The organism is Sphingobium sp. V4, assembly GCF_029590555.1.
GTDB lineage: Bacteria > Pseudomonadota > Alphaproteobacteria > Sphingomonadales > Sphingomonadaceae > Sphingobium.
The window spans coordinates 490077-515945 of record NZ_CP081001.1 but is presented as its reverse complement, the minus strand read 5'-3'; the positions used below and the strand labels follow the sequence as shown (position 1 = coordinate 515945).

Genomic DNA, 25869 nt, shown 5'->3' with positions numbered 1-25869 from the left:
GGGAACAGAATAATGAGGATTTCTCACCGGATCATCGGCGCCGCGGGTCTGGCCGCGATGCTTGCCACCACCGCCTGCACCACCGATCCGCAGACCGGGCAGCGCAGCATTTCCAAGGCGGCGATCGGCGGCATCGGCGGCGCGCTGGGCGGTTATCTGCTGGGCGATCTGGTCGGCGGGCGCAACGACCGCACGGAAAAGATCCTGGGAGCGGGGATCGGCGCGGTCGCCGGCGCGGGCATCGGCGCCTATATGGACGCGCAGGAGCGCAAGCTGCGCGAGGAAACCGCCGGCACCGGCGTGGACGTGATCCGCGACGGCGACAATCTGCTGCTGCGGATGCCCTCGGGCATCACCTTCGGCTATGACCGGGCCGACGTGCAGCCCCAGTTCCAGCCGACGCTGAACGATGTCGCGTCGGTCCTGGCGCAATATCCCAAAACCTATATCGACGTATATGGCCATACCGACAGCGACGGCGCGGACGCCTATAACCAGACGCTGTCGGAACGCCGCGCCCGCTCCGTCGCCGATTATCTGATCGGCCGCGGCGTCCAGTCCGCCCGCATCGGCACGCGCGGCTATGGAGAGACCCAGCCGATCGCCTCCAACGCGACCGAGGAAGGCAAGGCCGCGAACCGCCGCGTCGAAATCAAGATCGCACCCGTGACCGAAGCCGACGTGAAGGGCTAATCAGGACCGGGCAACCAGCGCCCGCGCCATCAGTTCCAGCGCCGCCCGTTCCGCCACCGGATCGGGCGGCAAGCGGCCGTCCAGCGCCAGCTTGGCGAGGCCATGGACCAGCCCCCAGCAGGCCAGCGCGCCCGCCTCGGCCTGGTCGGGCGACATGTGCGCCACGCGCGCCGCCATCAGCGCGTAAGCGCCCCGGCACTGGTCGTGCGGCAGGGTCATGCCCGCATCATCGGCGAACATCAGCCGGAACAGCGCTGGATGCGCGCGGGCGAAGGCGATATAGGACAGGCCCTGCGCCGTGAGCGCGTCGGCCGCCTCGATGGCGTCATCTGCCGCCTTCGCCTCCGCCTCCAGCATCGCAAATCCGCGCAGCGCCACCGCCGCCATCAACGCCCTCTTGTCCGCGAAGTGGCGATATGGGGCCATGGCCGACACCTGCGCCGCCCGCGCCACTGCGCGCAGGCTGACTTCCGCGTCGCCCGCCTCGATCAGCGCCAGCGCGCAATCCACCAGACGGTCATGGAGCGAAGGCACTGTGGGATCGGACATGGATGTTTACACTGTAATCCGGATAAGTCATGTTTACACCATAAACGTCAAGGAGCGAGTCGATGCAATCCCGCCAGTCGGTCGACCTGTCCGCCTATCCCGACCTCATCGTCATCATGCTGGGCTTTCGCGTGTCTAGCCTGCGCGGCCTCGTCTCGCTGATCGGCATCGGCAAGGGGCTGCGCTCAATCGTGGAGAATCCGCCCGAGGGGCTGCTGGCGCATGAGCAATGCCTGTTCGCGCTCAACCATTTCGGCATCCGCCAATATTGGCGCGACCTCGAAAGCCTGGAAAGCTTCACCCGTTCGGCGCCCCATTCGCACTGGTGGCGCGATTTCGCGAAACTCGGCCGGGGCGCCGGCTTCTGGCACGAAACCTATGCGCGCAGCGGCGCGATGGAGGCGCTCTACGCCAACATGCCCGGCGCCATGGGCTTCGCAACATTCGCCCCGCTTCTCGCTCCCGACGGCCCCTTCCTCACCGCCCGCCAGCGCCTGACGCTTGGCCGGGCGTAACAGCCGCCAGTTCCAATTGGCTGCGATGCATGGAGCCGGTTGACCAGTCCGACCATCCAGGCAACCTGCAGTCGTTGAAGTGCCCGTAACATCTTTCTGTCGCCTGCTGGGACGGCGACACCGTCAACTTCAGCCTCGAACCCTTGTGCGGCGCCAAAGATCGCCCCCTCGCCCCTTCACAAATCCTCCGCATCGGCCTATATGGGTCATCGAACTCCGGTCCAGACGGCGCCTCGTGCGCTTATGGATCGGCCTTGGATTTTTGCCGGGTTCCGGACCGCGTTGCGCACGGTTTCGGGTAGAATGGGCGGAAATCCTCGGATCACAAGACGCTGACAGTGCGGATCGGACAGTCCCGGCCCGCACTTTTTTGCGTGGCGGCGAAAGGGCGAATCACCCCTTTTATCGCCCACGCCAGGCTGAATTTTCGCTGTGATGCGAAAAAACGCGACGAATGAAGGCAAGGACAACGCATGGCGACCAAGGCTCTCCCAACGATCAACACCGGCGCTAAGAAGCGCATCCGCAAGGTGTTCGGCGACATCCACGAAGTGGTGCAGATGCCGAACCTGATCGAAGTGCAAAGGGAGAGCTACGAACAGTTCCTGCGCTCCGATCCGTCGATCGGCTATGTGTCGGGCCTGGAAAAGACCCTGCGCAGCGTCTTCCCGATCCGCGACTTCGCCGGCACCGCCGAGATGGACTTCGTCCATTACGAGTTGGAAGACCCGAAGTACGACGTCGAGGAATGCCGTCAGCGCGGCATCACCTATGCAGCGCCGATGCGCGTCACGCTGCGCCTGATCGTGTTCGAAGTGGACCAGGACACCGAAACCCGTTCCGTGCTCGATATCAAGGAGCAGGACGTGTATATGGGCGACATGCCGCTCATGACGCAGAACGGCACCTTCATCGTCAACGGCACCGAGCGCGTCATCGTGTCGCAGATGCACCGTTCGCCGGGCGTCCTGTTCGACCATGACCGGGGCAAGACCCACTCGTCGGGCAAGTACCTGTTCGCCGCGCGCGTCATCCCCTATCGCGGTTCGTGGCTCGATTTCGAATTCGATGCGAAGGACATCGTCAACGTCCGCATCGACCGCAAGCGCAAGCTGCCGGTGACGGCGCTGCTCTATGCCCTGGGCCTCAATGCTGAGGAGATCCTGGGCTATTTCTACAACAAGGTGACCTTCCTGCGCGGCGAAGGCGGCTGGCAGATTCCGTTCGTCGCCGAAGCGTGGCGCGGCCTGAAGCCTGCCTTCGACATCGTCGACGCCAAGTCGGGTGAAGTCGTCTTCGCCGCAGGCCAGAAGATTTCGCCGCGCGCCGCCAACAAGGCGGAAAAGGACGGTCTCGAAACCCTGCTGATCCCGACCGAGGAAGTCTATGGCCGCTACAGCGCCTATGACCTGATCAACGAGTCGACCGGCGAGATCTACATCGAAGCGGGCGACGAGGTTTCGCCGGAAAATCTGGAGAAGCTGGACAAGGCGGGCATCGACCGTCTCGAACTGCTCGACATCGACCATGTCGGCACCGGCCCCTGGATCCGCAATACGCTGAAGGCCGACAAGGCCGAGGATCGCGACCAGGCTCTTTCCGACATCTATCGCGTCATGCGCCCCGGCGAACCGCCGACGAAGGAAACCGCCGAAGCGCTGTTCGCCGGCCTCTTCTTCGATCCCGAGCGCTATGACCTGTCGGCCGTCGGCCGCGTCAAGCTCAACATGCGTCTCGACCTGGACGCCGAGGACACCGTCACCACCCTGCGCGTCGAGGACATCCTCGCCGTGGTCAAGGAACTGGTGAACCTGAAGGACGGCAAGGGCGAGATCGACGACATCGACAATCTCGGCAACCGTCGCGTCCGTTCGGTGGGCGAGCTGCTGGAAAACCAGTATCGCGTCGGCCTGCTGCGCATGGAGCGCGCCGTCAAGGAACGCATGTCGTCCGTTGACGTGTCGACCGTGATGCCGAACGACCTCATCAACGCGAAGCCCGCCGTCGCCGCGGTGCGCGAGTTTTTCGGTTCGTCGCAGCTCTCGCAGTTCATGGACCAGACCAACCCGCTGTCGGAAGTCACCCACAAGCGCCGCGTGTCGGCGCTCGGGCCGGGCGGCCTGACCCGCGAGCGCGCAGGCTTCGAAGTCCGCGACGTTCACCCGACCCACTATGGCCGTATCTGCCCGATCGAAACGCCCGAAGGCCCGAACATCGGTCTGATCAACAGCCTCGCGACCTTCAGCCGCGTGAACAAGTACGGGTTCATCGAGACGCCCTACCGCAAGGTGATCGACGGCAAGGTGACCAACGACGTCGTATACCTGTCGGCGATGGAAGAGGCCAAGCACACGATCGCCCAGGCGAACGCGGAACTGAACGCCGACCACAGCTTCACCGAGGATCTGATCTCCGCGCGTGAAGCGGGCGAATTCCTGATGGCGCCCAAGGACAACATCACCCTGATGGACGTCAGCCCCAAGCAGCTGGTGTCGGTGGCGGCCTCGCTCATTCCCTTCCTGGAAAATGACGACGCCAACCGCGCGCTGATGGGATCGAACATGCAGCGCCAGGCGGTGCCGCTGGTCCGTGCCGAGGCGCCGTTCGTCGGCACCGGCATGGAAGGCACCGTCGCGCGCGACTCCGGCGCCGCCATCGCGGCCCGCCGCGCGGGCATCGTCGACCAGGTCGATGCGACCCGTATCGTCATCCGCGCCACCGGCGATGTCGAACCCGGCCAGTCGGGCGTCGACATCTACACCCTCCAGAAGTTCCAGCGTTCGAACCAGGACACCTGCATCAACCAGCGCCCGCTGGTGAAGGTGGGCGAACTGATCCAGGCCGGCGAAGTCATCGCCGACGGCCCGTCGACCGAGTTCGGCGAGCTGGCGCTGGGCCGCAACGTGCTCGTCGCGTTCATGCCCTGGAACGGCTACAATTATGAAGACTCCATCCTGATCTCCGAGCGGATCGTGAAGGATGACGTCTTCACCTCGATCCATATCGAGGAGTTCGAGGTCATGGCCCGCGACACCAAGCTCGGGCCGGAAGACATCACCCGCGACATCCCGAACGTCGGCGAGGAAGCGCTGCGCAACCTCGACGAGGCTGGCATCGTCTATATCGGCGCCGAAGTGGAGCCGGGCGACATCCTGGTCGGCAAGATCACCCCCAAGGGTGAATCGCCGATGACCCCGGAAGAAAAGCTGCTGCGCGCCATCTTCGGCGAAAAGGCGAGCGACGTGCGCGACACCTCGCTCCGCCTGCCCCCGGGCGTCGCCGGCACTGTCGTCGAGGTGCGTGTCTTCAACCGCCACGGCATCGACAAGGACGAGCGCGCCATGGCGATCGAGCGGGAGGAAATCGACCGCCTCGCCAAGGACCGTGAGGACGAGCGCGGCATCCTCAACCGTGCGACCTTCAACCGCCTCCAGGAAATGCTGCTGGGCCAGACCGCCACGGCCGCGCCCAAGGGCGTCAAGAAGGGCGTGGTGATCGACGAGGCCCTGCTGGGCGAAGTCGAGCGTCATGAATGGTGGAAGTTCGCCGTCGAGGACGATGCCCGCCAGACCGCGATCGAGGCCGTCAAGGCGCAGTATGACGAAGCCGTGAAGCTGATCGTCGAGAAGTTCGAGGATCGCGTCGACAAGCTGCAGCGCGGCGACGAGCTGCCGCCGGGCGTGCTCAAGATGGTCAAGGTCTTCGTCGCGGTGAAGCGCAAGCTGCAACCGGGCGACAAGATGGCCGGCCGTCACGGCAACAAGGGCATCATCAGCCGCATCCTGCCGCAGGAAGACATGCCCTTCCTGGAGGACGGCACGCCGGTCGACTTCGTGCTGAACCCGCTGGGCGTGCCCTCGCGTATGAACGTCGGTCAGATCTTCGAGACGCATCTGGGCTGGGCCGCTCGCGGCCTGGGCGCCCAGATCGGCAAGGCGCTGGACGATTGGCGCGAAGCCAATCCGAACCCCGAGGCGGGCCAGCCCCCCGAGGCGGTCAAGGACCTGCTCAAGACCATTTACGGCAGCAACTACACCGCCGAGATCGAGCAGCGCAGCGCCGATGATATCGTCGAGCTGGCGCAGAATGTCCGCGGCGGCGTGCCGATGGCGACGCCGGTGTTCGACGGCGCGGTCGAAGCCGACGTGTCGGCGATGCTGAAGCTGGCGGGTCTGGATGAATCGGGTCAGGTGACCCTGTTCGACGGCCGCACCGGCGACAGCTTCGACCGCAAGGTGACTGTCGGCTACAAGTACGTCCTCAAGCTGCACCACCTGGTCGACGACAAGATCCACGCCCGTTCGATCGGCCCCTACAGCCTCGTCACCCAGCAGCCGCTGGGCGGTAAGGCGCAGTTCGGCGGCCAGCGCTTCGGTGAAATGGAGGTGTGGGCGCTCCAGGCCTATGGCGCCGCCTATACGCTGCAGGAAATGCTGACGGTGAAGTCGGACGACGTGGTCGGCCGCACCAAGGTCTACGAAGCGATCGTCAAGGGCGACGACACGTTCGAGGCCGGCATTCCCGAAAGCTTCAACGTGCTGGTCAAGGAAATGCGCTCGCTGGGCCTCAATGTCGAACTCGCGTCGATGGACGAAGTCGAGGACGACGACGGCTTCGCGGCAGCGGCGGAGTAAAGGGTTGCCGGGCGCTGCCTGCCGGTGGCGCCCCTTCCCTCCTTCGCCCGGAAAAATACACCCTCTAGAGGGACTTGAAATATGAACGAACTGACCAATTTCGCGAATCCGATCCAGAAGCCGGAAACCTTCGACCAGATCCAGATCGGCCTCGCCTCTCCCGAGCGCATCCGCAGCTGGTCCTTCGGCGAGATCAAGAAGCCGGAAACCATCAACTATCGCACGTTCAAGCCGGAACGTGACGGGCTGTTCTGCGCGCGCATCTTCGGTCCGATCAAGGACTATGAGTGCCTGTGCGGCAAGTATAAGCGCATGAAGTACAAGGGCATCGTCTGCGAGAAGTGCGGTGTCGAAGTCACGGTGAGCAAGGTCCGCCGCGAGCGCATGGGCCATATCGAGCTGGCCGCGCCGGTCGCGCACATCTGGTTCCTCAAGTCGCTGCCCTCGCGCATCGGCCTGCTGCTCGACATGCAGCTCAAGCAGCTTGAGCGCGTCCTCTACTTCGAATCCTATATCGTCACTGAGCCGGGCCTGACGCCGCTGGAGAAGTTCCAGCTGCTGACCGAGGACGAACTGCTCGACGCGCAGGACGAATATGGCGAAGACGCCTTCTCGGCCGGCATTGGCGCCGAGGCCGTCAAGCAGATGCTGATGGACCTCGACCTGGAAGGCGAGAAGCTGGCGCTGCTCGACGAGCTGGCGACCACCAAGTCCGAACTCAAGCCCAAGAAGATCATCAAGCGACTGAAGGTCGTCGAGAGCTTCCTGGAATCGGGCAACCGCCCCGAATGGATGATCCTGGACGTCGTGCCGGTCATCCCGCCCGAACTGCGCCCGCTGGTGCCGCTGGACGGTGGCCGCTTCGCGACTTCGGACCTCAATGACCTCTACCGTCGCGTCATCAACCGCAACAACCGCCTGAAGCGGCTGATGGAACTGCGCGCGCCGGACATCATCGTCCGCAACGAAAAGCGCATGTTGCAGGAAGCCGTCGACGCCCTGTTCGACAACGGCCGTCGCGGTCGCGTCATCACTGGTGCCAACAAGCGTCCTTTGAAGTCGCTGTCCGACATGCTCAAGGGCAAGCAGGGCCGCTTCCGCCAGAACCTGCTCGGCAAGCGCGTCGACTATTCGGGTCGTTCGGTCATCGTGACCGGTCCTGAGCTGAAGCTGCATCAGTGCGGCCTGCCCAAGAAGATGGCGCTCGAACTGTTCAAGCCCTTCATCTACGCCCGCCTCGACGCCAAGGGTCTGTCCATGACCCTGAAGCAGGCCAAGAAGTGGGTCGAGAAGGAGCGCAAGGAAGTCTGGGACATCCTGGACGAGGTGATCCGCGAGCACCCGGTCATGCTGAACCGCGCTCCGACGCTCCACCGTCTGGGCATCCAGGCGTTCGAGCCAGTCCTGATCGAGGGCAAGGCGATCCAGTTGCACCCGCTCGTCTGCTCGGCCTTCAATGCCGACTTCGACGGCGACCAGATGGCGGTCCACGTTCCGCTCTCGCTGGAAGCCCAGCTGGAAGCGCGCGTGCTGATGATGTCGACCAACAACATCCTCAGCCCGGCGAACGGCAAGCCGATCATCGTTCCCTCGCAGGACATGGTCCTGGGTATCTATTATCTGTCCATGGAACGCGAAGGCGAGCCGGGCGAGGGGATGCTGCTGTCCGACATGCAGGAGGTCCACCAGGCCCTCTATGCCAAGGCCGTGACGCTGCACTCGAAGATCATCAGCCGCGTGCCGCAGACCGACGAAGCCGGCAACCAGTATATGAAGCGCTTCGAGACCACGCCGGGCCGCATGTTGCTGGGCGAATGTCTGCCCAAGTCTCACAAGGTGCCCTTCGACGTCGTCAACCGCCTTCTCACCAAGAAGGAAATCGGTGACGTCATCGACCAGGTCTATCGTCACACCGGCCAGAAGGACACGGTGTTGTTCGCCGACGCCATCATGGCGCTGGGCTTCCGCCACGCGTTCCAGGCCGGCATCAGCTTCGGCAAGGACGACATGGTCATCCCCGACAGCAAGGTGACGTTCGTCGACGAAACCAAGGCGCTGGTGGCCGACTATGAGCAGCAGTATCAGGACGGCCTGATCACCCAGCAGGAAAAGTACAACAAGGTGATCGACGCCTGGAGCCGTTGCGGCGACCAGGTCGCGAACGCCATGATGGACGAGATCCGCGCCCAGCCCAAGGATCCGGCGACGGGCCGCATGGCCCCGATCAACTCGATCTACATGATGGCCCACTCCGGCGCCCGTGGTTCGCAGGCGCAGATGAAGCAGCTTGCGGGTATGCGCGGCCTGATGGCCAAGCCTTCGGGCGAGATCATCGAAACGCCGATCATCTCGAACTTCAAGGAAGGCCTGACCGTCCTCGAATATTTCAACTCCACGCACGGCGCCCGTAAGGGTCTGGCCGACACTGCGCTCAAGACGGCGAACTCGGGCTACCTGACCCGCCGTCTGGTCGACGTGTCGCAGGATTGCACCGTGGTCGAGGAAGATTGCGGCACCGAAAAGGCGTTGGAGATGAAGGCCATCGTCCAGGGTGGTTCGGTCATCGCCTCGCTGGGCGAGCGCATCCTGGGCCGCACCACGGCGCAGGACATCGTCGACAGCAAGGACGGCACCGTCATCGTTCCGATCGGCACGCTGCTCGACGAAGCGCTGGTGGCGCAGATCGAGGCGATCGGCACGCAGGCCGTGAAGATCCGCTCGCCGCTGATCTGTGAAAGCAAGATGGGGGTGTGCGGCAAATGCTACGGCCGTGACCTCGCTCGTGGTACGCCGGTCAATATCGGTGAAGCGGTCGGCGTCATCGCGGCGCAGTCCATCGGTGAACCGGGTACGCAGCTGACCATGCGTACCTTCCACATCGGCGGCGCGGCCAACTTCAACGAAACGTCGAACCTCGAATCCATGTCGGACGGCACGATCGAGCTGCGCGACATGCCGACGATCATGGACAAGAATGGCCGTCGCCTGTCGCTGGCGCGTAACGGCGAGATCGCGATCATCGACAATGAAGGCCGCGAGCGCGAAACGCACCGCCTGCCTTACGGCGCCACCATCCTTTTCGCGGATGGCGACACCGTGAAGAAGGGCGACCGCTTCGCCGAGTGGGATCCGTTCACCATGCCGGTGATCACCGAAAAGCCGGGTATCGTGAAGTATCAGGACCTGATCGACGGCAAGACGCTGACCGAGCAGACCGACGAAGCGACCGGCATCGCCCAGCGCGTCGTCACCGAGCATCGCGGTTCCGCCCGTACCAAGGAGGATCTGCGTCCCCGCCTCACCCTGCTCGACGACCAGTCGGGTGAAGCCGCCCGCTACATGCTGGCGGTGGGTGCGACCCTGTCGGTCGATGACGGTGCCCAGGTGCAGGCCGGTGACGTGCTGGCGCGTGTCAGCCGCGAAGCGGCCAAGACCCGCGACATCACCGGCGGTCTGCCGCGCGTTGCCGAGCTGTTCGAAGCCCGCAAGCCCAAGGACAATGCGATCATTGCCAAGGTGTCGGGCCGCGTCCAGTTCCTCAAGGATTACAAGGCGAAGCGCAAGATCGCCATCAATCCCGAGGATGGCGGCGAACCGGTCGAATATCTGATCCCCAAAAGCAAGGTGATCGACGTTCAGGAAGGCGACTTCGTGAAGCGCGGCGACAACCTGATCGGTGGTTCGCCCGATCCGCATGACATTCTGGAGGTGCTCGGCATCGAGCCGCTGGCCGAATATCTGGTCGCCGAAATCCAGGAAGTCTATCGTTTGCAGGGCGTGAAGATCAACGACAAGCATATCGAGACGATCGTTCGTCAGATGCTGCAGAAGGTCGAGATCATCGAGTCCGGCGACACCACGTTGCTGGTGGGCGAACAGGTCGATCGCGAGGAAATGGACGAGATCAACAGCAAGCTCCAGCCGGGCTTCCAGCCCGCCGCGGGCAAGCCGGTGCTGCTCGGCATCACCAAGGCCTCGCTCCAGACCCGCAGCTTCATCTCGGCGGCCTCCTTCCAGGAGACCACCCGCGTCCTCACGGAAGCGGCGGTCCAGGGCAAGAAGGACACGCTGGTCGGCCTCAAGGAAAATGTCATCGTCGGCCGCCTCATCCCGGCGGGTACCGGCGCGGGCATGAACCGGATGCGCGTTGCCGCCTCGTCGCGTGACGCGGCGATGCGGGCCGCGCTCCGCGCGTCCAGCCAGGTCGACCTGATCGCGCCCAAGACGGCTGCCGCCGAGCACGCCGCCGAACTGCGCCAGGGTCCGGAAGCGGCGATCGGCGACGATCCGCTCGGTGCCGTCCAAGGTGAGGATTTCACCACCGAGGACATGGAATAAGGCCTTTGAAACAGCGGGAGCCGCTTCCTATATCGGAAGCGGCTCCCAAGCCTTCGTTGCCGTCGACGGCCCGAAAAATGCCCGCCGGATGCGTGATCGCGCATCGGCGGGCTTTTTTTTGACGCTTTGAAGGCGGGGCGTTTCCGACCATTAGCGTTGACCGTCACGTCGTTCAGACGCTCGCCCCTATTTTCGCGATGGGAACAAGGCGAAAGCCTATCTGGTCGACGAAAGGGTCTGTTCGCCGCTGACCGCTGCCGATATGCCCCTGCACGCAGTCGGGAAATGCACGACAAGGCGGACCGGGGGGTGTGAATGGATTGGTTGCACGCGATTGCAGGGCTCTTCGTCGGCGTCATGGTGGGTATGACCGGTGTGGGCGGCGGATCGCTGATGGCGCCGATCCTGATCCTGCTGTTCGGCGTGTCGCCGACCACTGCGGTCGGCACGGACCTCTGGTTCGCCGCGATCACCAAGTCCGTCGGCGGCTTCGTGCATCATCATCATGGCGGCACGCATGGCGGACCGGACTATGAGGTGATCCGTCGCCTTTGCATCGGCAGCCTGCCCGCCGCGATCATCGTGCTGATCCTCCTGGGCCAGATCGACGCGCACCAGATCAAGAGCGGCGTCATCATGAGCGCGCTCGGCGTGGTCCTGATCCTGACCGCCATCGCCACGCTCTTCCGCACGCGCTTCCATCATTGGGCGTTCCATGCCCGCACCGACACGGCCAGCAGCTTCCTGCGCTATCAGACGGGTCTGACGGTGGCGGCCGGCGCGCTGCTGGGCGTCATGGTTACGCTGACATCGGTCGGCGCGGGCGCGCTGGGCGCGACGCTGCTGCTCGCGCTATATCCGCTGCGGATGCGATTGCAGAAGCTGATTGCCACCGACATCGTCCACGCCGTGCCGCTGACGCTGGTTGCGGGCATCGGCCATTTGTGGATCGGCAATTTCAACCTGATGCTGCTGGTCAATCTGCTGGCCGGTTCGATCCCCGGCATCATCCTGGGGTCGATGCTGGCCTCCAAGGTGCCCGAACGTATCCTGCAACCGCTGCTCGCGCTGGTCCTGATTGTCGCCGGTTGGCGGCTGATCGGCTGAACCGACCAGTAACGCCACCGCATCGCGCCGGCGATTGGCGACCATCCTCCCATATGGGAGGTACGCCAATCATGACTCGCTGGCATATGTCTGCGCACGAAAATTGCGAGGATAGATTGGTGGACGCAAAGACTCTGACCCATTTGGAGCGACTCGAAGCCGAGAGCATCCACATCCTGCGGGAAGTGGTGTCGGAAGCCGAGAAGCCGGTGATGCTCTATTCCGTCGGCAAGGACAGCGCCGTGATGCTGCACCTGGCGCGCAAGGCCTTCTATCCCTCGCCGCCGCCCTTCCCCCTGCTGCATGTCGACACGACCTGGAAATTCCAGGCCATGTACGAATTGCGTGACCGCATGGCGCAGGAAAGTGGCATGGACCTGCTCGTCTACCAGAATCCCGAAGCGCAGGAACGCGGCATCAACCCGTTCGACCATGGCCCGCTCCACACCGACATGTGGAAGACCGAAGGGTTGAAGCAGGCGCTCAACCTCTATGGTTTCGACGCGGCCTTCGGCGGCGCGCGCCGCGACGAGGAAAAGAGCCGGGCGAAGGAGCGCATCTTCTCCTTCCGCACCGCCAGCCATGGCTGGGATCCCAAGAACCAGCGCCCGGAACTGTGGAACCTCTACAACGCCAAGAAGAACAAGGGCGAGAGCATCCGCGTCTTCCCGATCAGCAATTGGACGGAGCTGGACATCTGGCAATATATCCACCTCAACAATGTTCCGATCGTGCCACTCTATTTCGCGGACAAGCGTCCAACCGTGGAGCGCGACGGCATGTTGCTGATGGTTGATGACGACCGCTTCCCGCTCAAGCCCGGCGAAGAGCCGGTGATGCGCTCGATCCGCTTCCGCACGCTCGGCTGCTATCCGCTAACCGGCGCGGTCGAGAGCGAGGCCAGGACGCTGCCCGAGGTGATCCAGGAAACCCTGCTCACCACGACATCAGAACGCCAGGGACGCGCCATCGACAAGGATGCCGGCGGCGCCGGCATGGAGAAGAAGAAACAGGAAGGGTATTTCTGACGCGCCACGTCATCCGCGCAGCGGGTGACGAAGCGTCAACCCCAGCGAAGGCTGGGGTCGCCTGCCTCCAGGCAAACCCCCTTCCCCAGATCACAACGATCCCGGTCTTCGCCGGGATGACGGGACAGACAACATGACCGATATTGCTGAACCCATCTACAAGACCGACGCCCTGATCGCGCAGGATATCGACCAGTATCTGAAGGTGCATGAGCACAAGACAATGCTCCGCTTCATCACCTGCGGCAGCGTCGACGACGGCAAATCCACGCTCATCGGCCGCCTCCTCTATGACAGCAAGATGATCTTCGAGGATCAGCTCGCCGCGCTGGAGGCCGACAGCAGGAAGGTCGGCACGCAGGGACAGGAGATCGACTTCGCGCTCCTCGTCGATGGCCTCGCCGCCGAGCGTGAGCAGGGCATCACCATCGACGTCGCCTATCGCTTCTTCGCCACGGAAAAGCGCAAGTTCATCGTCGCCGACACCCCCGGCCATGAACAATATACGCGCAACATGGTCACCGGCGCCTCGACTGCCGACCTCGCCGTCATCCTGATCGACGCGCGCAAGGGTATCCTCACCCAGACGCGTCGCCACAGCTACCTCGCCCACCTGATCGGTATCCGCAACATCGTGCTGGCGGTCAACAAGATGGACCTGGTCGATTATGATCAGGCGGTGTTCGACAGCATCGTCAAGGATTATGCCGAATTCGCCAAGTCGATCGGCATCAAGGCGTTCACGCCAATGCCGATTTCCGGCTTCAAGGGCGACAATATCACCGGCCCCTCAGGCAACACGCCCTGGTACAAAGGGCCGGCTCTGATCGAGCATCTGGAAACGGTCGAGGTGAACAGCGCGACCGATGCGGAAAAGCCCTTCCGTATGCCGGTCCAGTGGGTCAACCGCCCGAACCTCGATTTCCGCGGCTTTTCCGGCCTGATCGCGACCGGCATGGTGAAGCCGGGCGATGCGGTCCGCGTGCTGCCGTCGGGCAAGACCAGCACCGTCACCCGCATCGTGACGCTCGATGGCGATCTGGAGCAGGCGGTGGCCGGCCAGTCGGTGACGCTCTGCTTCGCCGACGAGATCGACTGTTCGCGCGGCGACGTGATCGCGCTGGCCGACAATCCTCCCCAAGCCGCCGACCAGTTCGAGGCGACGATCGTCTGGATGGCGGATGAAGAAATGCTGCCGGGCCGCTCCTATTGGCTCAAAATCGGCACCCAGACCGTGACCGCCACGATCCAGCAGCCCAAATACCAGGTCAACGTCAACACGATGGAACATCTGGCGGCCCGGACGCTGGAACTGAACGCCATCGGTGTCGCCAACCTGTCGACCGACAAGCAGATCGTGTTCGAACCCTACGCCGACAATCGGACGCTGGGTGGCTTCATCCTGATCGACAAGATCAGCAACGCCACCGTCGCGGCGGGAATGCTGCACTTCAGCCTGCGGCGCGCGCAGAATGTCCATTGGCAGGCGACCGACGTCAGCCGGGAATTCCATGCGGGTCTAAAAAACCAGAAGCCCGCAGTGCTGTGGTTCACCGGCCTGTCGGGCGCGGGCAAATCGACAATCGCCAATCTGGTCGAAAAGAAGCTGGCGCGGATGAACCGCCATACCTTCCTGCTCGACGGCGACAATGTGCGGCACGGCCTGAACAAGGATCTGGGCTTCACCGATGCCGACCGGGTGGAAAATATCCGCCGCGTGGGCGAGGTCGCCAAGCTGATGACCGATGCGGGCCTGATCGTCATCACCGCCTTCATCTCGCCGTTCCGCTCGGAGCGCGACATGGTGCGGCAGATGATGCAGCCGGGCGAGTTCATCGAAGTGCATATCGACACGCCGCTGGCCGATGCGGAGGCGCGCGACGTGAAGGGCCTCTACAAGAAGGCGCGATCGGGTGAACTCAAGAACTTCACCGGCATCGATAGCCCTTATGAGGCGCCGCACGACCCCGAAATCCACATCGACACGACCAGCCTGACCGCCGAAGAAGCGGCAGACGCCATCGTCGCGAGGATCATCCCATGAGCGAAACCCAGATCGACATCGCGGCGATGACCGACGCCGGTCTCGCCGCCCATCTCGCCGAGGTGGCTGGCCGCATCCTGGTAGAGGTCCGCTCGTCCGGCCTGTTCAGCGCCAAGGCGCTGGGCAAGGCCGGCGACCAGACCGCCAACCAGTTCCTGGTCCACGCGCTGCGCGAAGTGCGGCCCGACGACGGGCTGCTGTCGGAGGAGGAGAAGGACAATGCGGCGCGGCTCGACAAGAGCCGGGTGTGGATCGTCGATCCGGTCGACGGCACGCGCGAATATGGCGAGGAACGGTCCGACTGGGCGGTGCATGTCGGCATGGCGATCGACGGCGTGCCGGCCGTCGGCGCGGTCGCCCTGCCGGGGCTGGAGGGCGGCACGTTGCTGCGTTCCGACCAGCCGCGTCCGGTTCCGCCCGCGCCCGACACGCTGCGCATGGTCGTCAGCCGCACCCGCCCCGCTGCGGAGGCGGTAGCGGTGGCGGCGGCTCTGGATGCAGAGCTCGTCCCCATGGGCAGCGCTGGGGCCAAGGCCATGGCGGTGATCCTGGGCCAAGCCGACATCTATCTCCATTCCGGCGGCCAATATGAATGGGACAGCATGGCACCGGCCGCCGTCGCCCTCGCCCATGGCCTCCACGCCAGCCGCATCGACGGCAGCCCGCTCGTCTACAACCAGAGCGATGTCTACCTGCCCGACCTGCTGATCTGCCGGAAGGACCATGCCGACGCGGTGCTGGGCCATATCGCCGCGCTGGCGAAGGACGCCGCCTGACGACGCCATGGCCGGGGGATTGCGATCACCCGGCCAATAGTCGCCCGGCCAGGTCGACCCAGCCCGCCGACACGCTTGCCATGCCGAAATGCGCGATGCGCTCGCCCGGCCGGATGCGGGTGGCGGGATCAAGCTGCCGATCCATGGCCGTGGCCATCGCGTGCGCGTCGGCCGGATCGACCAGCAGGCCGTAACGCCCATCGTCCAGCAGCTGCGCCGCATTGCCCGCGCTGATCGACGCGACACAGGGCGCATCCACGGCCATCGCCTCCAGCAGCACATTGGCCGACCCCTCCCACCAGGACGGCAGGACGAAGCCGTCGCAGCGCGCCAGCCAGGGAAAGACATTATCGACCGTTCCGGGCAGCGCCAGATCATCCGCGACGCCCAGTTGCCGCGCCTGCGCCGTCAGCGTCTCGCGCGCATCGTCGCGGCTTTCGCCCAGTATGATGAGCCGCGCGGGCCGCTGGCGGCGTAGCAGCGCGAAGGCGCGGAGCAGGGTGGCAAAATTCTTCTGCGGCGCCAGCCGGCCGATGGCGAGCAGCACGGGCGCGTCTCCGCCCAGCCAGGGATGGGGATTCTCCCCCTCCGCTTTCCGCCGCGCCGCGCCCGCATCGATGCCATTGGCGATCACCGTCAGCCGTCCCCCGCGCGCCGCGCCAACGAAGGCGGGCGTATCCGCCAAGGTCGGCGACACCAGCACCAGATGGGCCGCATCCACTGCGATCAGCCGCGCCGTGGCGCTGCGCCCCAAACGCTTCAGCCCGCCGGACGGGGCGCCGGGGACGGCGCGCATGATGTCGTTGCTGATGCGATAGACCCGCTTCAGGCCGGGCACGCCGCGGCTCCCGGCCCAGGCGGTGCCATGGCCGTGATTGCCCGCCGAGATCAGCATGGCCGGCCGTTCGCGCAGCAGATGCCGGCGCAGCGCCAGCGCCGCCTGCGCCTTTTCCCGCAAGCGCGACGGATGCGCCTGCGGCAAAAGCGCGTGATGCGCGACGCCCGGCACTGCCTCGCCGCCCGGCAGCGCGGTCACCAACTGGACGCTATGACCCCGCCCGGCGAGATCGGCGGCGATCAGGCGCGCGTTGCGCACCACGCCCGTGGCGACCAGCGCATGGACATAGACGCAGATCACCGACCGCGCCGGTCCCATTCGACCACCCGCGCACCGCGCCAGCACGCCACAGACAGCCGGTCCAGATGATGCCGATAGAGCGCCCCCAGCCGTGTTTCGGCCAGACCCTGCCCGCTCACCAGTTGAAGGATGTCGGTACCGGGGTTCCAGTTCCCCTCGATCAGCACCGGCCCGTCACTGGTCAGCCCCACGTCCCAGCCGATCACGGTGAAGCCTGGGAACGCCGGATGGGCGCGGCGGGCCAGCGCCAGCGCCTCGGCCAGATCGGGAACGGTCGTCCCGGCGATCGCCGCGCCGGTCAGGGGATGCCGGTCAAGCGACAGGCGCTGATCGCCCCCGCCCAGCCACGCCGTCCCGCATCGCCCCTGATCGTCGATCCCCAGCACCAGATTGCCGGCGTTGAAATTGTCGACCGGCCGCGCGCCCCCCGCCGACAGCCGCAGCGCCAGCCCGCAGACTTCGGGCGCGCCCGTCTCGTCCAGACAGGTGACGACGCGCAGGGTCGGCAGCGCGCAGGGCGACAGCTCCGCCAGCGCGGCATGGGTAGGCAATCGCCGCTGGATCACCCCGCCTGCCTGCCACATCGCGCCCAGCCGGGCCTGCAAGGCCGCATCGGCGATCGCGCCTTCCGCCCCGTGCCAGTCGCCCCCGATCCTCCGGAACCGCGCCACCCCCTGCCCCTTGGACCGGAAGCTGGGCTTGGCGATGATGTCCGTTTCTCGCGCCAGCCAGCTGCCCAGCGCTTCGCGCGTCGGGTTCCAGCCGGACGCGACCGGCAGCCCGGCCTGCTCCGCCCTCTGCGCGAACAGCTGCTTGTTCTTGAGCGGGTTGGCCGCCACCGGAAAGGCGGCCGGATTGAGCAGCCGGTGCAGCCCCTTGCGATCGCGCATCGACAGGCCCGCCCGCCGAACGGCATCGGGCAGCAATAGTCGTTCCGCCGATGACCAGCCGCCCCGGCCGGTCCGCGCCAACAGATGCGCCAGGGCGCGCGCGCCCGGTAGCCAGTGCCGCCGCAGCCCGCCATGATAGGCGGCCAGCAGGCTGTTCTCGTCCCGGCGCGGGACCGCGCGGATGGTGAACAAAATCTACTCCGCAGCCTGCATCATGACCGCGCGCTGCTCCAGCACGTCTGCCGCGACGCTACGCGTGCGCGCATTGTCGACGTCGATCGCCACCGCGCCGTCCGACAGGATCACCGGCGCGATCGTCATGCGGAAGCGTCGCGAGAACCGTGCGAAGGTCGCCGCCAATGTGCCAAGGCCGAAGCGGAAGCGGATGAGGTTCAGCAGGCCGAACGCACCGACGATGCGCAGCGGATGTTTCACGAACTGCCCGCCCGACCGGAAAGTCTCCGCCGCCGCCAGCGCCGCGCGATCCTTCAGCCAATAGGTGTTGCAGTTGGAATAGCTGTCCTCGGCGAAACGGTAGAATTTCCGCTGGCCCTCTGGATGCGCGGCCAGCACCGACTCGCGCCGCGTGAACGCAACCGCCGCGTCCGCACCCTGCGCCTTGCAGCCTTCCAGCATCTCCGCGACGGCGGGCGGGGTCAGCAGCACATTGTCGGCGGTCGTGATCAGCAACGGGAAGGCCGCGCCATCCGCCGCCGCCAGCACCGAATCCACCAGATTGGGCCGCGCCGCGACCGCCACCAGCCGCCCGGTGGCGATCAGCCCGCGCAGTTGCGCCAGTCCTTCCAGCACCGCCGGGTCCTCGATCGCGACGCGGATCTCGCCGATCCGGTCACTCGCCGCCAGCGCGTCGATGACGTGTATCAGCATCGGCTGGCCCGCCACCGGGACCAGGCATTTATGGGTAACGCCCGCCTCCAGCGCCAGCGGGTCGGTCGCCCCGTCACGCTTTCCGGCCAGCACCAGCGCCGTCGCGCGCCCGTCCTTGCGGCCGCCCATCAGGCCGCGACCCGCAGCGGCGCCTCAGTCAGCAGCCCCTGCCGCTCCAGGCTGTGGCCGATGATCGTTTCAACCAGCGTCTGGTGGTCCACCCCGATCGACCGGGCCGAACGGGAAATCGTCTTCTTCGACCAGAGATTGCAGGACAGGTTGACTTCCATGAACTGCACCGCGCCGCTGACCGGATCATAGCGAAACTCGAACCGGCCATAGTCGAACGGCCAGAGTTCGGGCAGCAGCAGCCGGGTCATGTCCTCCAGCTGCCCCAGCAGCGCGCGATCCTCGACCAGCACCAACGGATCGTCGCCTGCATCGATCATGCCGCGCTTTTCCTCATGGCTGCGCGCACGGTGGGGATCGGCGGGCACATACATCATCGGCGGCAATATCCAGGGCTGGCCGCCGCTGCCGCCGACCACGGGCACGGCAACGTCGAGCAGCGGCGCCCAGGCCTCGACCAGCACGTCATGCCCTTCACCATGGAGATAGTCGATCTGCGCCTGCGCCTGCGCCCAGCTGTCGACCATGGCAAGGCCCCAGGACGCGGAGGAGGCATTCGGTTTGACCACCAGCCGCTCGGCGCGGAAGGCGGGTTCGGCGGGCAGGCCGCCCCGGCGGAATATCTGCGCCGGCATGGTCGGCACGCCATGGGCGCGGGCGATGAGCTTGCTCAGATATTTGTCGTCGGACACGCCGCGCAGGATCGGGCTGGCGCCCATATGGGGCACATCGCGCCAGCTGAGCAGCAGCGGCGCCATCATCTCGCTGTTCTGGAAGCCCCCGCGATTGAGCAGGGTGACGACGAAATCGACATCGGGCCGCTCGAACAGCGCCTCGTAACTGTTGGCGACCCGGATATGGAGGCCGATCTCCTCCAGCGTCATGCGCATCTCATGATGATAGATGGCATGGTTGCCGTCCACCGCGTCGGGCGCGCCGGTGGCCCGCGCATGTTTGGCGAGGAAGAGGACGCGCAGCCGGGCCTTGTCGGCCGGGGAAATGCGCACGCAACGGTCGATATGGGTCAGCATGAAGGCGCTTTTGCCCGACCTGCATGACATGGGCTTGACCGCGCGATGACGCCGCAGCGACGGGACGGCGGCACGCCCGTTACGGCGATATTACGGGATAAAGTCAGCCGGCGGTGATCGCCAGCGCCACGCCCTCCGCTACCTTGATGCCGTCGATCGCGGCTGAAAGTATGCCCCCGGCATAGCCGGCGCCCTCACCCGCCGGGTAGAGGCCGGCGACGTTGAGGCTCTGGAAATCCTTGCCGCGCGTGATGCGCAATGGGGAGGATGTGCGGGTTTCGACGCCCGTCATCACCGCATCGGGATGATCGTAGTTGGCGAGCTGGCGGCCAAAGACCGGCAGCGCCTCGCGGAACGCTTCGATCACGAAGCCGGGCAGGCATTGGGACAAGTCGGTCGGCGTGACGCCCGGTTTATATGACGGCGTGACCGATCCCAGCGCGGTCGACGGCCGCCCGGCCAGGAAGTCGCCCACCGTCTGCCCCGGCGCCCAGTAGGAGGAACCGCCCGCGACATAGGCCAGGCTTTCCCAGTGGCGCTGGAAATCGATGCCTGCCAGTGGCCCGCCGGGATAGTCGCGCGCCGAGTCGATCCCGACCACCAGCCCGCTATTGGCGTTGAACTCGGCGCGGCTATACTGGCTCATGCCGTTGGTGACGACGCGGCCTTCCTCCGAGGTCGCGGCCACCACCCGCCCGCCCGGACACATGCAGAAGCTGTAGACGGTGCGGCCATTGGCGCAATGATGGGCCAGGCTGTAGGCCGCCGCGCCCAGGTCCGGATGGCCCGCGCAATTGCCATATCGGGCGCGGTCGATCCAGCTTTGCGGATGCTCGATGCGAACGCCGATCGAAAAGGGCTTGGCCTCCATATGGACGGCCCGGCGGTGCAGCATCTCGAAGGTCGGCCGTGCGCTGTGGCCGACCGCCAGGACGACATGGTCGGCCTCGATCACGCTGCCGTCGTGGAGGACAAGGCCGCGCAACTGCTGCGTGCCGTCGCCCTGCCGCTCCAGCACCAGATCGTCGACACGGTGCTGCCAGCGATATTCGCCGCCCAGCGATTCGATCTGGCGCCGCATCGATTCGACCATCGAAACGAGGCGGAAGGTGCCGATATGGGGATGCGCTTCCCAGAGAATGTCGTCGGGCGCGCCCGCCGCGACGAATTCCTCCAGCACCTTGCGGCCCAGGAAGCGCGGATCCTTCACCCGGCAATAGAGCTTGCCGTCGGAAAAGGTGCCCGCCCCGCCCTCGCCGAACTGGACATTGCTGTCCGGGTTCAGCTCCGCGCGGCGCCACAGCCCCCACGTATCCTTGGTCCGCTCGCGCACCACTTTGCCGCGATCGAGGATGATAGGCCGGAAACCCATCTGCGCCAGGATGAGGCCCGCGAACAGGCCGCATGGCCCGGCACCGATCACCACCGGCCGCTTGCCCTGCCAGCCTTCGGGGACATGGGCGACGAACCTGTAGCGCGTGTCGGGGGTGGGACGGACGTCATGGTCGTTCGCGAACCGCTCCAGCACCCCGGCCTCGTCGGTCAGATCCAGGTCGACCGTATAGACCAGCTGAATAGCGGTCCTGCGCCGGGCGTCATTGCCGCGCCGCACGACGCTGTGGCCGCGCAAGTCCTGCGGTTCGAGTCCGAGGCGTTCGCAAATGGCGACGGGCATCGCCTCGGCCGGATGGTCGAGGGGCAGTTTCAGGCCGGAAAGACGGATCATGGTCGCCCCATAGTCCTTCCCGGATCGAAAGGAAACCAGGCCGGCCGCATCCACCGCGCCAGGGCTTCGCCCAGAAGCGCGGCGATCATGCTGAGACCGGTGAGCGGAAACAGCAGACCCAGCGCCAGCATCACCCCCGCCACCGCCCGCAGCGCGCCGGGGCTGGCCGGCGGCGGCGTGGACAGGCCGCGCTTCCACCAGAGGATCGGCGCGGTCAGGCAGAGCAGCAGCAGACACAGGCAGCCCGCCAGCATCAGCAGGCGATTTGGCTCGCCATATTGCTGGCCCATATGGGTGGAGACTCCCCATTCCACCATCCTCGCCCCAGCCCCGAACTGCCGCCAGTCGACATCCTGCACCACCGCCCCGTCAGCGGCGGCGATGGTGAGGACGCGGGCGTCATCGGCGCGGATGGTGATCGCGCTGACCAGATAGGGCGCGCCGGGACTGGCAGGCAGAAACAACTGATAGCCCGATACCAGGCCGCGTCGCGCGGCGACGCCGGCCACCGCATCGACGCCGATGTCCCCCGGCGTGCCGGCCGGGCCGCCGCGCTCGCGCAGGGTCCAGGGCAATACCGCTTTCGCCTGCGGCGCCCAGGGATTGACCTTCATCTGCGGACGCCCCGCCCCATTGGCGGCGATGATCGCACGCAGCCCGCCGCCCCAGACCTGGGTCCAGGGCATTCCCGTCACCGCCAGGAACAGGATGATCGCCGCCGACGTAAAGCCCAGCGTACCGTGAACGTTCCGCCAGAACAGCCGCGTTGCGGGCCTGCCCCGGATCGTCAGCGCGGGCTGTCCGCGCCGGGGCCAGCGCAGATATAGGCCGGTAATGCAAAGCAGGATCGCCCAGCCCGCCACCACCTCCACCAGTCGGTTGCCGACCGGGCCGGTCAACGCCAGGCTGTGCAGGTCGCGGATCACCTGCATCGCGCCGCCGTCATGCATCTGGCCTAGGACACGGCCGTCAAATGCATCAACGAAATTCACGACTGAATCGCCGTTCGCCGACCCTGTCGTGACGCGCCAGCTTTGCGTGCCGTCGGCCGGGCGGAGCAGTTGGCTGGCCTTGCCGCCGGCATGTCGTTCCACATTCGCGATGATCTGCGAAGCGGGCAACATCGCCTGTCCGCTATGCGCGGGCGTCTGCACCGGATAGAGCATGGCCTCGATCTGAGGCTTGTAGAGATAAAGCGCGCCCGTCACTGCCATCAGCGCCAGCACGGGCAGGACGATCAGCCCGGCATAGAAATGCCAGCGCCAGATCGCCCGATAGACATTCCCTTGCGTCATCACCGGCCCCCGTCAGAAGCGCGCGCGGACGCCCGCGTAGACGGCGCGGCGTTCGACGGGATAGAAAGCGACGCTGCCTTCGTCGGCGGCGGTGGCGGGGGTGTCGCGCGTATAGCGGACCAGCGCGCTGATGTCGCCGACCGCGCGCTCGTTGGTCAGGTTGCGCGCGTCGAGGAACAGGGTGAGGCCATCGCGCACCTGCGCCTGCGCCGTGATATTAAGCAGCGCATAGCCGTCCACCCGCTTCGTGTTGGCATAATCGACCCATGCACCCTGCGGCAGCCACTCCACCGCCGGGGCGAGACTCAGCCGCTCGGTGCCCAGTTTCAGCTCCGCCCGGTAGAAATGGCGCGGCACGACCGGCAGGCGGTTGTCGCCGAACTGCACATCGTCACGGAAGCGAAAGTCGCTATAGCCATAGACCTGTCGCAGCATCGCCCATGGCGTCAGGGTCAGGTCCAGTCCGGCTTCCACGCCTTGGTGGCGGGTCCGATCGGCATTGAAGGTCGCGGCCGGAATGACGCCCGCGACCACGCTATATTGCAACATCTCCCCCTGGATGTCGGCGCGATAGAGGCTGACGTCCCAGCCGACGATGCCGATCCGGCCGCGCGTGCCGATCTCCGCCGTCCATGCCCGTTGCGCGCCGACGGGGGTGAAGCCCGGCGCGCCGCCCGCCGGCGTCTGGCTGAGTTCGCCAAAGCCCGGCAGTTCGACCGAACGGCTGTAATTGGCATAGAATTGCGCCGCCTCCACGGGCTGGTAGAGCAGGCCCAGCTTGGGCGCGAAGGCGTCGAAGCGCGCGTCGCCGCTGCGCGCGGGGACAAGGCGATTGTCGATCCGGCGCTCGCCTTGGGTGTAGAGGCCGCCCGCGATCAGCCAGAGGCCGGGCAAGGGGGCGATGCGCGCTTCGCCATAGCTGTTGATCGTCTGCGCCCGGACCTGCTGATGGGCGGTGAGCGCTCCAGACCGGCCGCCGAGATTGACGAACTGCCGGGACGTGCCGCTGCCGAAGCGCGCCTGGCTGCCCAGGGTCAGTTCCACCGGCAGGCCAGCCAGGTCGCCGGCCAGGTCGAGACTGGAGAACAGACCCCAGACCTGCGACTTCTGGTCAATCACCTGATAGATGGGATGGTCGAGCGCCTTGGCGTTGAAGAAGGCACCGAACGCCAGCTGCCCCTTTTCCAGGTCGATGGTGGTGCGGTTCTGGAGGCGGATGGAATCAATGTCACGCGCCTGGTCGAGGACGAAGTTTCCTTTGGCGGGATTGGCCAACACATCCTTCTCGCTCAGCGCTCCGGCCAGTTTCTGGCGGATCGTCTGCGCGCTGGCATAGAAGCGCATCTCGACGCTGTCCGAGAGCTTCAGCCCGACATTGCCGTTGAAGCGCAGCGCTTTGCGATCCCCATGGGCGCGATCGCTGTCGGAACGGTCGGCGGTCAGCGCGGCCCAGGCGTCGCCATGGTCATCGGCATAACCATAGGCGATCTTGCCGCGGACCGTGTCGAAACTGCCGCCATCGATGCGGACTTCCGCGCCCGGCGCGCTGCGCCCGGTCAGCGTCACCGCGTTGATTGCGCCGCCCAGCGTCGATCCCCCGAACCGCAACGCATTGGCGCCGCGATAAACCTCCAGATGCTGGAAGACCTGCGGGTCCAGCTCCTGGAAATCGCCATTGTCGTCGGCGGCGTTGATCGGGATGCCGTCCTGCAACAAGGTGAGGCCGCGCATATGATAGCCGCGCGACAGGCCCGATCCGCGAATCGAGATGCGGACCTCCTGCCCGAAGCGCGGCTGGGTATAGACGCCAGGCGAGAAGGCCAGCGCGTCGCGCAGGGAAACGGCGAGCCGGATTTCAAACGCTTCCGCCGCGACGATATCGACGCCACCAGGGGTCTTTTGGACGCGGGCGGCCGCCGCTTCTACGATCGGGCTGGCGGTGACGATGATGCCACCCTGTTCGGCTTCGTCGGCGAAGGCCGGGGTGGCGGACAGGATGAGAGCGCACAGCGGCAGGCTGCGCGCGACATGGATGGGACGCATAAGGATAGGACTTTCTGAAAAAGGCGTAAGGCGGCGCGCGCCGGCTGGCGGCGCGACCGGACAAGGGATTTCAGAAAGTGGCCGGCGGCCCCGATGATGGCGGCGGCGGCGCGGCAAGGTGCGCGATGACCCCGGTCTTGAGCGCGAAGGCGATCGGCCCGAAGGCCAGTTGCCAGGCTGGGAGCGGCAGGTCGGCGGCCACCAGAGGCGGCACCAGCGGCTGGACCGACGCGCCGAAGGGGCAATGTTGCTGGCCCGCCATGCCATCGTCGGGCTGGCCATGTTTGCCCGGCGCATCGCCGCGCGGCACGACGACATTGACCGCGCCCTGCCCGGTGCAGAGCGTCACGACGACGCCCTTCTCGGTACGCACCGGCATGAAGCCCGATGGCGCGACCAGCTGGATCGCCAGCACGAGCAGCGCGAGTGCGGCCAGCAAGCCGCGCGCGCTTTCGCTCTGTCTGACCGCCCCCATCATTCCGTCGCCGTAGCGGCTTGGCCGCTGCCTGTCACTAAGGCAAAAGGACCGGGAGAGCGCGCTGGGCCTCTCACCTCACTAACCTTGACGTAAACGTAAAGCAGGGCTACATCGGCATCATGGACAAGCGCAGCAGCATCGCCGGCATCGAACTGCCAGACCACAGCGAACGGCAGAGCTACAGCATCACCGACCTTTCGGAGGAATTCGGCGTGACCGCCCGGGCGCTGCGCTTCTATGAGGATGAAGGGCTGATCTCGCCGGAACGGCAGGGTCTGGCCCGCATCTATTCGCGCCGCGACCGCGCCCGGCTCGCCTGGATATTGCGCGGCAAACGGGTGGGCTTCAGCCTCACCGAGATTCGCGAGATGATCGACCTGTATGATGCCGACGAAGCGCATGAGGCGCAGCGCCGCGTCACCGTCGACAAGTGCAAGGCGCGGATCGACCTGCTGACCCGCCAGAAGGATGACATCGACGCAGCGATCGCCGAGCTGTCCGCCTTCGTGGCCACCATCGAAGACAGATAGTCCCCTACCCCGCGTGCGGGGAACCAAAGAATAATCA

General features: G+C 65.7%; 18 protein-coding genes. 9 read left to right on the top strand and 9 right to left on the bottom strand.

Features of this window, described 5'->3' with window-relative positions; genetic code table 11:
- Window positions 1-12 precede the first annotated feature (12 nt).
- Window positions 13-693, top strand: a complete 681-nt coding sequence (locus tag K3M67_RS02630; protein WP_066859956.1) for a YiaD family glycine zipper/OmpA-like lipoprotein — start codon at window positions 13-15, stop codon at window positions 691-693.
- Here K3M67_RS02630 and K3M67_RS02625 read toward each other — a convergent pair whose 3' ends face one another.
- Window positions 694-1242, bottom strand: a complete 549-nt coding sequence (locus tag K3M67_RS02625) for a TetR/AcrR family transcriptional regulator (protein ID WP_285832174.1) — start codon at window positions 1240-1242, stop codon at window positions 694-696.
- 62 nt (window positions 1243-1304) lie between these two features.
- On the opposite strand from K3M67_RS02625, the gene K3M67_RS02620 reads away from it, so the two are divergent.
- The 7 genes from K3M67_RS02620 to K3M67_RS02590 all read left to right on the top strand — a co-directional run bounded on the left by K3M67_RS02620 (window position 1305) and on the right by K3M67_RS02590 (window position 15684).
- The gene (locus K3M67_RS02620) at window positions 1305-1757 is read left to right on the top strand and encodes a monooxygenase family protein (RefSeq protein WP_285832173.1); all 453 of its coding nucleotides are present in this window, start codon (window positions 1305-1307) and stop codon (window positions 1755-1757) included.
- A gap of 473 nt (window positions 1758-2230) precedes the next feature.
- Complete coding sequence (gene rpoB / locus K3M67_RS02615; RefSeq protein ID WP_285832172.1) at window positions 2231-6391, top strand: DNA-directed RNA polymerase subunit beta; 4161 nt, start codon at window positions 2231-2233, stop codon at window positions 6389-6391.
- Between the two features lie 81 nt (window positions 6392-6472).
- On the top strand, window positions 6473-10729 hold the full coding sequence (rpoC, locus tag K3M67_RS02610; RefSeq protein ID WP_066859970.1) for a DNA-directed RNA polymerase subunit beta': 4257 nt from the start codon (window positions 6473-6475) through the stop codon (window positions 10727-10729).
- Window positions 10730-11044: 315 nt separating this feature from the next.
- A complete protein-coding gene (locus tag K3M67_RS02605) occupies window positions 11045-11836 on the top strand; it encodes a sulfite exporter TauE/SafE family protein (protein ID WP_066859973.1) in 792 nt (263 codons plus the stop codon).
- A gap of 86 nt (window positions 11837-11922) precedes the next feature.
- A complete protein-coding gene (cysD, locus tag K3M67_RS02600) occupies window positions 11923-12864 on the top strand; it encodes a sulfate adenylyltransferase subunit CysD (RefSeq protein ID WP_066859976.1) in 942 nt (313 codons plus the stop codon).
- A gap of 133 nt (window positions 12865-12997) precedes the next feature.
- A complete protein-coding gene (gene cysN, locus K3M67_RS02595) occupies window positions 12998-14908 on the top strand; it encodes a sulfate adenylyltransferase subunit CysN (protein WP_285832171.1) in 1911 nt (636 codons plus the stop codon).
- Window positions 14909-14934: 26 nt separating this feature from the next.
- Window positions 14935-15684 carry a 3'(2'),5'-bisphosphate nucleotidase CysQ gene (locus tag K3M67_RS02590; RefSeq protein WP_066860516.1) on the top strand — a complete coding sequence of 250 codons (750 nt, stop codon included), beginning with the start codon at window positions 14935-14937 and terminating at the stop codon, window positions 15682-15684.
- Window positions 15685-15709: 25 nt separating this feature from the next.
- Here K3M67_RS02590 and K3M67_RS02585 read toward each other — a convergent pair whose 3' ends face one another.
- The 8 genes from K3M67_RS02585 to K3M67_RS02550 form a co-directional block, all read right to left on the bottom strand.
- Window positions 15710-16840 carry a glycosyltransferase gene (locus K3M67_RS02585; RefSeq protein ID WP_285832170.1) on the bottom strand — a complete coding sequence of 377 codons (1131 nt, stop codon included), beginning with the start codon at window positions 16838-16840 and terminating at the stop codon, window positions 15710-15712.
- The gene (locus K3M67_RS02580; protein WP_285832169.1) at window positions 16819-17904 is read right to left on the bottom strand and encodes a sugar-transfer associated ATP-grasp domain-containing protein; all 1086 of its coding nucleotides are present in this window, start codon (window positions 17902-17904) and stop codon (window positions 16819-16821) included. Before K3M67_RS02580 ends, K3M67_RS02585 begins: the two co-directional genes overlap by 22 nt.
- Before the next feature lie 3 nt (window positions 17905-17907).
- The gene (locus K3M67_RS02575) at window positions 17908-18729 is read right to left on the bottom strand and encodes a nucleotidyltransferase family protein (protein ID WP_285832168.1); all 822 of its coding nucleotides are present in this window, start codon (window positions 18727-18729) and stop codon (window positions 17908-17910) included.
- Complete coding sequence (locus K3M67_RS02570; protein WP_285832167.1) at window positions 18729-19760, bottom strand: D-alanine--D-alanine ligase family protein; 1032 nt, start codon at window positions 19758-19760, stop codon at window positions 18729-18731. Before K3M67_RS02570 ends, K3M67_RS02575 begins: the two co-directional genes overlap by 1 nt.
- A 103-nt stretch (window positions 19761-19863) precedes the next feature.
- Window positions 19864-21486 (bottom strand): NAD(P)/FAD-dependent oxidoreductase, encoded by a 1623-nt coding sequence (locus tag K3M67_RS02565; protein ID WP_285832166.1) that lies wholly within the window; start codon window positions 21484-21486, stop codon window positions 19864-19866.
- Entirely contained in the window at window positions 21483-22781 is a 1299-nt protein-coding gene (locus tag K3M67_RS02560) for a PepSY-associated TM helix domain-containing protein (RefSeq protein WP_285832165.1), read from the bottom strand. The genes K3M67_RS02565 and K3M67_RS02560 overlap by 4 nt, the downstream gene beginning before the upstream one ends.
- A 12-nt stretch (window positions 22782-22793) precedes the next feature.
- Window positions 22794-24824 carry a TonB-dependent receptor family protein gene (locus K3M67_RS02555; protein WP_285832164.1) on the bottom strand — a complete coding sequence of 677 codons (2031 nt, stop codon included), beginning with the start codon at window positions 24822-24824 and terminating at the stop codon, window positions 22794-22796.
- A gap of 70 nt (window positions 24825-24894) precedes the next feature.
- The gene (locus K3M67_RS02550; RefSeq protein WP_285832163.1) at window positions 24895-25302 is read right to left on the bottom strand and encodes a DUF2946 family protein; all 408 of its coding nucleotides are present in this window, start codon (window positions 25300-25302) and stop codon (window positions 24895-24897) included.
- 119 nt (window positions 25303-25421) lie between these two features.
- Between K3M67_RS02550 and K3M67_RS02545 the strand changes: the two genes are divergently transcribed.
- Window positions 25422-25832 carry a MerR family transcriptional regulator gene (locus tag K3M67_RS02545; protein ID WP_066859999.1) on the top strand — a complete coding sequence of 137 codons (411 nt, stop codon included), beginning with the start codon at window positions 25422-25424 and terminating at the stop codon, window positions 25830-25832.
- Window positions 25833-25869 lie beyond the last annotated feature (37 nt).

What these genes read in the sequence shown, in the direction of transcription:
- rpoB (WP_285832172.1), top strand. Translation starts at nt 2,231, where the DNA reads ATGGCGACCAAGGCTCTCCCAACGATCAACACCGGCGCTAAGAAGCGC.
- K3M67_RS02545 (WP_066859999.1), top strand. Translation starts at nt 25,422, where the DNA reads ATGGACAAGCGCAGCAGCATCGCCGGCATCGAACTGCCAGACCACAGC.
- K3M67_RS02565 (WP_285832166.1), bottom strand. Translation starts at nt 21,486, where the DNA reads ATGATCCGTCTTTCCGGCCTGAAACTGCCCCTCGACCATCCGGCCGAG.
- cysN (WP_285832171.1), top strand. Translation starts at nt 12,998, where the DNA reads ATGACCGATATTGCTGAACCCATCTACAAGACCGACGCCCTGATCGCG.
- K3M67_RS02625 (WP_285832174.1), bottom strand. Translation starts at nt 1,242, where the DNA reads ATGTCCGATCCCACAGTGCCTTCGCTCCATGACCGTCTGGTGGATTGC.
- rpoC (WP_066859970.1), top strand. Translation starts at nt 6,473, where the DNA reads ATGAACGAACTGACCAATTTCGCGAATCCGATCCAGAAGCCGGAAACC.
- K3M67_RS02555 (WP_285832164.1), bottom strand. Translation starts at nt 24,824, where the DNA reads ATGCGTCCCATCCATGTCGCGCGCAGCCTGCCGCTGTGCGCTCTCATC.
- K3M67_RS02605 (WP_066859973.1), top strand. Translation starts at nt 11,045, where the DNA reads ATGGATTGGTTGCACGCGATTGCAGGGCTCTTCGTCGGCGTCATGGTG.
- K3M67_RS02590 (WP_066860516.1), top strand. Translation starts at nt 14,935, where the DNA reads ATGACCGACGCCGGTCTCGCCGCCCATCTCGCCGAGGTGGCTGGCCGC.
- K3M67_RS02560 (WP_285832165.1), bottom strand. Translation starts at nt 22,781, where the DNA reads ATGACGCAAGGGAATGTCTATCGGGCGATCTGGCGCTGGCATTTCTAT.
- K3M67_RS02585 (WP_285832170.1), bottom strand. Translation starts at nt 16,840, where the DNA reads ATGGGACCGGCGCGGTCGGTGATCTGCGTCTATGTCCATGCGCTGGTC.
- K3M67_RS02575 (WP_285832168.1), bottom strand. Translation starts at nt 18,729, where the DNA reads ATGGGCGGCCGCAAGGACGGGCGCGCGACGGCGCTGGTGCTGGCCGGA.
- K3M67_RS02550 (WP_285832163.1), bottom strand. Translation starts at nt 25,302, where the DNA reads ATGATGGGGGCGGTCAGACAGAGCGAAAGCGCGCGCGGCTTGCTGGCC.
- K3M67_RS02630 (WP_066859956.1), top strand. Translation starts at nt 13, where the DNA reads ATGAGGATTTCTCACCGGATCATCGGCGCCGCGGGTCTGGCCGCGATG.
- cysD (WP_066859976.1), top strand. Translation starts at nt 11,923, where the DNA reads ATGTCTGCGCACGAAAATTGCGAGGATAGATTGGTGGACGCAAAGACT.
- K3M67_RS02570 (WP_285832167.1), bottom strand. Translation starts at nt 19,760, where the DNA reads ATGCTGACCCATATCGACCGTTGCGTGCGCATTTCCCCGGCCGACAAG.
- K3M67_RS02620 (WP_285832173.1), top strand. Translation starts at nt 1,305, where the DNA reads ATGCAATCCCGCCAGTCGGTCGACCTGTCCGCCTATCCCGACCTCATC.